The organism is Candidatus Angelobacter sp. (genome assembly GCA_035607015.1).
GTDB lineage: Bacteria > Verrucomicrobiota > Verrucomicrobiia > Limisphaerales > AV2 > AV2.
On the sequence record DATNDF010000407.1, the window covers coordinates 1 to 7,540 of the forward strand.

The window sequence follows — 7,540 nt, forward strand, 5'->3', positions numbered from 1 at the left end:
CAGCCCAGAACGCGGCCTCAGCCTCTTCGCGATCGAAGAGCGGGACTTCTTCCCAGCTCGTAATGGCATGCATGTTCGGCAGTTGGTTCGCCCACTTACCCGCCCTCGCCGACGGGCGGTTCGCCTGTCGCACTTCCCGTCCGTTTTCTATTGGCCCAAGGTTTGATTAAGTTTCCGCTGGTAAAAGAACTGTTCTTCCGGATCGAAGGGTCTCGCGTAAATCACTCGAACCTGCTTCCCATTGGTTCGATAGACACTGAAAACGCCAATTCCTCCGGCCGAACGCCCCAGATTAAAGAACCTGGCCTGCGCTGAAAACCGGGACGAATCAGGCAACAGCTTGATTGCGAACGGGTCTTCGAACGACTCCTCAACATCCCGAGGGTTCAAAGAACTATCCCACTCAAAGGGCGTATTGGACCAATCAAACTCCATTGGAGGGTTAATTGTAAATCAAACGCCCATGCAATGTAATTACATTGTAACTACATTAAGCGTTATAGCTTGTCAATCGAAAACTCGGCGCCTGGAAAAGAAAGTGGCCACCGCAACCGTCGGTGGCCACTTTTCAAAGGTCGCACCCGCCTATTCTTCGCCGCCTTTCCTGCCGCCGCTGGTTGCATCACCGAGCTGGTCAATGAGACTGATCAATGGCAGAAACAGCGCAATGACGATGCTGCCAACGACGACCGCCAGAAAAACGATCATGATCGGCTCGAGAAGAGAAGTCATTGCAGATACAGCGTTGTCCACCTCGTCGTCATAATTGTCGGCTATCTTCATCAACATTTCCGGCAACGCACCCGTCTGCTCGCCAACATCCACCATGCTGACCACCATCGGCGGAAATACGTTCGCCGCTTCCAGGGGCGCCGTGATCGTCTCCCCTTCCTTGACGCTTTCGTGAACCGCCGAGACCGCCTCTCCGACCACAACGTTACCGGAGGTTTCCTTCACGATGGTCAGCGCCTGCAGAATCGGCACGCCGCTGCTGACCAGCGTGCCCAGCGTTCGCGCAAAACGCGAGATCGCGACCTTGCTCACCACTGGACCCAGCAGTGGAAAATTCAACTTGAATCGGTCGAACAGCCGCCGCCCGAATTTAGTTCGCGTGAACAGCTTCAAACTGATGAAAAACGCGACCACCGAAATCAATGACATGATGAAATGTCCGGCGATGACACGGCTCACGTTGAGAACAAACTGCGTGAACGCCGGGAGCCCCTGGCCTTCCAGCATTTCTTTAAAAATTGCCTCGAACTTTGGAATGACGAACACCATCAGGATCGTCAGAATCGTTACCGCGACGAAAATGACGGCGCACGGATAAAACATCGCTGCCTTGACCTTGCCGCGAATTTTCTGCGCCTTTTCCATGAACTCCGACAATCGGTTCAACACGACCTCGAGAACGCCACCCAGCTCGCCCGCCTTGACCATGTTTACGTAAAGCCGGTTGAACACCTTGGGATGCTGCGCAAGTCCTTCGGAAAATGTGCTGCCGCCTTCGATGGCCAGAGCGAGATCGTTGATCACTTCCTTGAGCGTTGGATTTTTCTCCTGCCGTTCCAGCACTCGCAGCCCACGCAGCAAGGGAAGACCCGCGTCCACGAGCGTGGCCAGCTGCCGGGTAAAGGTTGTCAAGACCTTCGGCTTGACCTTCCCGCTCAGGCCGGGGATTTTGATACTGATGTTCAGGCTGCCTTTTTTCTTGCCCTTCTTATCGGCGGCACCGCCCTTGGTTTTCTTGTCCCCCTTCTCCTTTGACTTGTCGGCTTCGACCACCTTCGTGGGGAAGTACCCCATTTCCTTCAGGCGGCTTATGGCTTCGTTTTGGTTCGATACTTCCAAGCTGCCTTTGGTTTCCTTACCCCGTGAATCCATGGCAACATAATTGAACTTTGGCATAAGAGGCCTTTCGCTTAGGTGTATTTGAGCACTTCCTCGATTGTAGTGTCGCCGTCGAAAATACCGCGCATCCCGTCCTCTCGCAGCGTGACCATCCCCAGTTCCACAGCCTTCTGACGGATCACGACCGTGGGCGCCCGTTCGTTGATCAGCGCGCGAATGGGCTCGCTGATGACAAGTAATTCGTAAATCCCACGGCGTCCTTTGTAACCCGTGTCATTGCAGTTGCCGCATCCGCGTCCGTAGTAAAACACCTTGTCGCCGATGTCGTGCGGTGAAAGGTTGAGCAGCGCCAGCTGGTTCTCAGTCGGTTCGAACGGAGTCCGGCATTTCTTGCACGTCGTACGCACCAAACGTTGGGCCAGAACCGACAAGAGTGTGGACGAAATCAAAAACGGCTCCACCCCCATGTCGATAAGACGAGTGACCGCGCCCGGCGCATCGTTCGTGTGGAGCGTGCTCAGCACGAGATGCCCTGTCAGTGACGCCTGAATGGCGATTTGGGAGGTTTCCAGATCGCGAATTTCCCCCAACATGATCACATCAGGGTCCTGACGCAAAAATGCGCGCAGTGCCCGTGGAAAGGTCATCCCGACTCCCTCGTTCACCGGCACCTGCATGATGCCCTCGATGTCGAATTCAACCGGATCCTCGACCGTCAGCAACTTCGAGTCGATCGAGTTTATGCGGCGGAGGCAGGAATACAGCGTCGTCGTTTTACCGCATCCAGTCGGTCCCGTATTGATGAATATTCCGTTCGGCTGCTGAATCGCCTGGCCCACATGATCGTAAATGACCTTTGAAAAACCGAGCGATTCCAGCTCCATGTTCACAGCCGAGCGATCAAGCACACGCAACACCACCGATTCGCCAAACTGGGTCGGGAGGGTTGATACACGCAAATCGATCTGTCGCCCACCCAATGTGATGGCGATGCGACCGTCCTGAGGCAACCGGCGCTCCGCGATGTCGAGATTTGCCATGACCTTGATACGCGAGGTCACCGGCAACGCCAGATGCTTCGGCGGAGGTGTCATTTCATACAACGCGCCGTCCACGCGATATCGAATTTTGAATTCGTCTTCGAACGGCTCGAAGTGGATGTCGCTGGCGCGGTCCTGCACGGCCTGATAGAGCACCAGGTTGACGAACTTGATGATCGGCGTTTCGTTGGCAAGGTTTTCCAGATCCGCCACTCCATCACCCGTGCCGACCTCGGCGATTTCTTTTGCAATATCGGCGTCGGCTCCCAATTCTTTCAGAATGTCACCGACACTTTCACTTTCCTGCCCGTAAAACTTGTTGATGGCTTTTTCGATTTGTGCCGGGTCAGCGACGACCACCTGAACCTCCTTGCCGGTCAGGTAATTCAACTCGTCAACGACCGCCGGATTGAGCGGGTCCGCCAGGGCAATCCGGACCGTTGAGCCATGTAACGCCACGGGGAGACACTGGTGCATGCGCGCCGCCGTTGCCGGTACGGTCTTCAGAACGTCCTCCGCCAGGTCCAAATCCGAAAGTTCCACGACTTCGGTGCTCAAATGTTCCGCCATTAGTTGAAGGATCGTTTCCAAATCCAACAGACCAAAATCCTGCAGGATCTGAATGGGCGGCTTGCCGCTTCGGGTGTGTTCCTGCAGAACCTCCTCCAGTTGCAGGTCATCGACGAGCCCGCGCTCTTGAATCAACGCCAGCAATGGAATTGAAGAAATGTCCGCCATACCCAGGAAAATTACGAATGCCCTCCCTGCGGCTGTTCCCCCTGCCCCATTTGCGCCTGTTGGATTTCCTGCAGCTTCGTCAAAATGGTTGATGGGTCCTGCGCCTTGGTAATGACTTCTTCCTGTGAAATCATTCCCTGCTGGTATTTGTCGATCAGAAAACTGTCCAGCGTGACCATCCCGTATTTGGCGCCGGTCTGAATGTCCGAGTTTATGCGGAAGGTTTTGTTGTCTCGAATCAGCGCGGCGATCGATGGAGTGTTGATCATGATCTCAAAAATGGCCACACGCCCGGGTTTGTCGCAACGCGGGAGCAACAACTGTGAAATCACGGCCTGCAGCACGGTGGAAAGCTGAATACGAATTTGCTCCTGTTGATTGACCGGAAACGCATTCACAATACGGTCAATGGTTTTGGCCGCGCCGGTGGTGTGCAAAGTTCCAAAAACCAGGTGGCCCGTTTCCGCCGCGGTGATCGCCGCGTCGATGGTTTCCAGATCGCGCATTTCACCGACGAGAATCACGTCCGGGTCCTGGCGCAACGCCCGGCGCAACGCTTCCGCAAAGTTCGGCACATCGACGTTGATCTCTCGCTGTGTGACGACCGATTTCTTGTGTTTGTGGTAATACTCGATCGGGTCCTCGATCGTGATGATGTGCGCGTCGTCGCGTTCCTCGTTGATGATGTTGATCATTGAGGCCAGTGATGTGGTTTTTCCGGAGCCGGTGGGGCCGGTGACCAGAACCAGACCGCGAGGCTTGTAAAGAAGTTCGCGGACGGAGGGGGGGATGCCGATTTGTTCGAGCGTCAGTAATTTGCTGGGGATTTGCCGGGCGACGATCCCAAACTGCCCCTTCTCCTTGAAGACACTGACGCGGAAGCGGGCAAGTTCACCGAAGGCAAAACCAAAATCGGCGCCGCCCCGTTCGCGCACCTGTTGTATGTGGTCTTCGGAGGTGATGCTGCGCATCAATTCCTCCGTGTCCTCCGGCCGCAACGAAGGGCCTTCCACTTTGTGCAAAACTCCGTGTAGCCGGATTACAGGCGGAACACCGACGCGCAAATGCAGGTCCGCCGCGCCCTCGGCCACAACCAGCTGCAACAAATCAGACATCGAATACGACATAAGAATCAGAATGAGCGCGCCGACGGTTCTCCACCGTGAAAGCGGAGCGTCGGACATTTCATCAATTCAATTGGACAACACAACCCGCGATTCGTCATTCCAGATCCCCCAGCGTCGCCCGGATGACCTCCTCCGGAGAGGTCAGTCCGGCGAGCACTTTTCGAGCGCCGTCTTCACGAAGCGTTCGCATGCCCATTTCGCGGGCCCGTGAGCGCAACTCAGACGCAGCGACGCGGTCATAGATAAGCTTCCGAATCTCATCTTCGATGACGAAAATCTCAAAAATGCCGAAACGACCACGATACCCCGTCTTGTTGCAGTCGCTGCAACCCTTGCCTTTCATGAACGTGGCATTCCCGGTGTTGTTTGGATCGATGCTCAACGCGCGCAGCTCGGCTTCGGTCGGCACATAAGGAGCGCCGCAACGCCGGCAAACACGCCGCACCAGCCGTTGTGCCAGCAACGCGCGGGCTGACGATGCGACGAGGAACGGTTTGACGCCAATGTCGATCAGACGGGTCACCGCGCTGGGGGCGTCGTTCGTGTGCAACGTGGAGAATACCAGGTGACCGGTCAGGGAGGCGTTGATCGCGATGGAGGCGGTTTCCAGATCACGTATTTCGCCCAACATAATCACGTTGGGCGCCTGGCGAAGCATGGACCGCAAGGCGCTGGCGAATGTCAGCCCCACCGCTTCACTGACTTGAACCTGGTTGATACCGGAAAGCTGGTATTCAACCGGGTCCTCCACCGTGATGATCTTGCGGTCGGGGCGGTTGATATAGTTCAAGACGGCGTAAAGCGTCGTGGTCTTGCCCGAACCGGTCGGCCCGGTGACCAGCAATATTCCGTCCGGCAAACCAATCAGTTTTTCAAACGTCTGCTGGTCGTCGGTAAAAAAGCCCAGCTCGGCGAGGCCAAGCTTGAGCCCCTCCTTGTCCAGAATGCGCATGACAATGCTCTCGCCATGATTGGTGGGGATGCACGACACGCGCAAATCGATCGTCTTGCCTCCCACCGGCGTCTGAATGCGCCCGTCCTGGGGAATCCGCCGTTCCGCGATCGACATGTTCGACATGATCTTCAACCGGCTGATCATCGACGCCTGCAGTCGCTTCGGAGGCCCCTTCATCTCGTGGAGTACGCCATCAATCCGGTAACGCAACCGGAACTTTTTCGCCAGCGGCTCAAGATGAATATCAGAAGCGCGAGCCTTGAAGGCATCCACAATGATGGTGTTGACCAACTTGATGATCGGAGCGTCTGCGTCAACGACCGAGCCGTCATCCTTGGCCGACACCTCGGCAAGCGTCGAAATCTGGATTTCTCCCTCGGTGATGTCCTGTATCATCTTGTCCACCGAGTTTTCCCGCGCTCCTCCATAATAGCGGCCCAGCGCCTCTTCGATGTCGTCCGGACTGGCGACTTGAGGCACCACATCAAGATTGAGCAGGTGTTTCAGACTGTCGAGGGTATCGAGGTCTGACGGGTCGCTAATCGCAACGGTAACCGTGCCGTCGTGCTTGGAAACGGGAACAACGCTGTACTTTTTGGCGATATGGCGGGGAATCGCGGAAATCACCTCGTCGCTGAGCCGCATGTCACCGAGATTTACGAATTCAACCCCGAATTGCGCCGCCTTCGCCTGGGCCACCTGCGCCGACGTGATCACCTTCTTCGCGACCAACGTGTCCACGACGCCCTCGCCGGTCGAATCAGCTTCCTGCCGAACCGGGCCGAGTTGGTCCTCGGTTACCAGTCCCATGTCCGTCAGTGTATCTAACAAATAGTCGTCTCTCGCAGCCACAGTCGGTTGCTCCTGTTCGTGACCCGTCGTTTTGGAATTTCGGCCATAGTATCGGTCACGGTCTTAATGTCAAACGTTCGCGCGGATATGCAGCAGGAATTTCGCCTCATAAAATAAATCGTCAACAAAAACACGTCGCCGTGATCAGTCGTGGGGCTCAAGAGAGATCTCCAAAGAACCGAGCCGCACGAAGGCGACTTCACGACGAGAACAAACCACCGGGGTGATGGGGAACTGGCGCATCCGTCAGGAGTTGAACCTGAAACCTTCTGATCCGTAGGAACCCAAGGCTTGTTTCTCGGTGTCTCAATTCCAAACTCAACATGAAACAAAACGCATTGCGGGAAAGCGGATTGCGCGCCGCGCACCGCATTCTGAAACAAACTGAAACCAGTCGCAACATCGGGCGACGTGTTACTACTTTTGATACTACTCGCCAACAGCCGCGCCGCTCTGTTGCCTTGCGGTCAGCCGTATGCGCTGCGCCTGTTGCATCAAGTGATCGGGCCGCACGTCGCCGTAAGTGTGGGCGATGATCGCCGGGCCGGTCTTGTCGCCAATCAGCATCGCAATTTCCGCGTCACTCAATCCGCTTTCTCTTGCCCGCGTCACGAAGTACGAGCGCAAACCGTGCGGCGTGACGTGTCCCAAATCCAACGCTTCGCAAGCTGACTTGATCCGACGGCGAATGGCTGAAGCATCGGCGGCTTTTTGAGGATCGAACGGCGAAGGAAACAGCAGATAACTCACGGCCCGCTTTTGCATGTCACGCAGCAACGCCTCCATTTCGTTTAGAATTGGCACCCAAGGCGTGATGCCTTTCTTTTCCCGCTTCACGTGAAGCAAGTTTTCCGGCCAATCCACCATTTCCCATTCCATCACCAGCGCCTCGCCAATCCGCAGTCCGCTGTAGGCGAGGAAGCAAACCACGTCCGCGGCGCCGTGCTCGTTGAGGCCACGTAGCCACGCTTCAATCC

5 protein-coding genes are annotated in these 7,540 nt (G+C 56.0%); all 5 read right to left on the reverse strand.

Annotated elements, in window-relative coordinates; all coding sequences use genetic code 11:
- Positions 1-585: 585 nt before the first annotated feature.
- Positions 586-1,908 carry a type II secretion system F family protein gene (locus VN887_16265; protein HXT41562.1) on the reverse strand — a complete coding sequence of 441 codons (1,323 nt, stop codon included), beginning with the start codon at positions 1,906-1,908 and terminating at the stop codon, positions 586-588.
- 14 nt (positions 1,909-1,922) lie between these two features.
- A complete protein-coding gene (gene gspE, locus VN887_16270) occupies positions 1,923-3,629 on the reverse strand; it encodes a type II secretion system ATPase GspE (protein HXT41563.1) in 1,707 nt (568 codons plus the stop codon).
- A gap of 11 nt (positions 3,630-3,640) precedes the next feature.
- Positions 3,641-4,756, reverse strand: coding sequence for a type IV pilus twitching motility protein PilT (locus VN887_16275; protein ID HXT41564.1), 1,116 nt, complete (start codon positions 4,754-4,756; stop codon positions 3,641-3,643).
- A gap of 94 nt (positions 4,757-4,850) precedes the next feature.
- On the reverse strand, positions 4,851-6,563 hold the full coding sequence (locus VN887_16280; protein ID HXT41565.1) for an ATPase, T2SS/T4P/T4SS family: 1,713 nt from the start codon (positions 6,561-6,563) through the stop codon (positions 4,851-4,853).
- 429 nt (positions 6,564-6,992) lie between these two features.
- The coding region (locus VN887_16285) for a site-specific integrase (GenBank protein ID HXT41566.1) at positions 6,993-7,540 on the reverse strand (548 nt) is incomplete at its 5' end.

What these genes read in the sequence shown, in the direction of transcription:
- VN887_16275 (HXT41564.1), bottom strand. Translation starts at nt 4,756, where the DNA reads ATGTCGTATTCGATGTCTGATTTGTTGCAGCTGGTTGTGGCCGAGGGC.
- gspE (HXT41563.1), bottom strand. Translation starts at nt 3,629, where the DNA reads ATGGCGGACATTTCTTCAATTCCATTGCTGGCGTTGATTCAAGAGCGC.
- VN887_16265 (HXT41562.1), bottom strand. Translation starts at nt 1,908, where the DNA reads ATGCCAAAGTTCAATTATGTTGCCATGGATTCACGGGGTAAGGAAACC.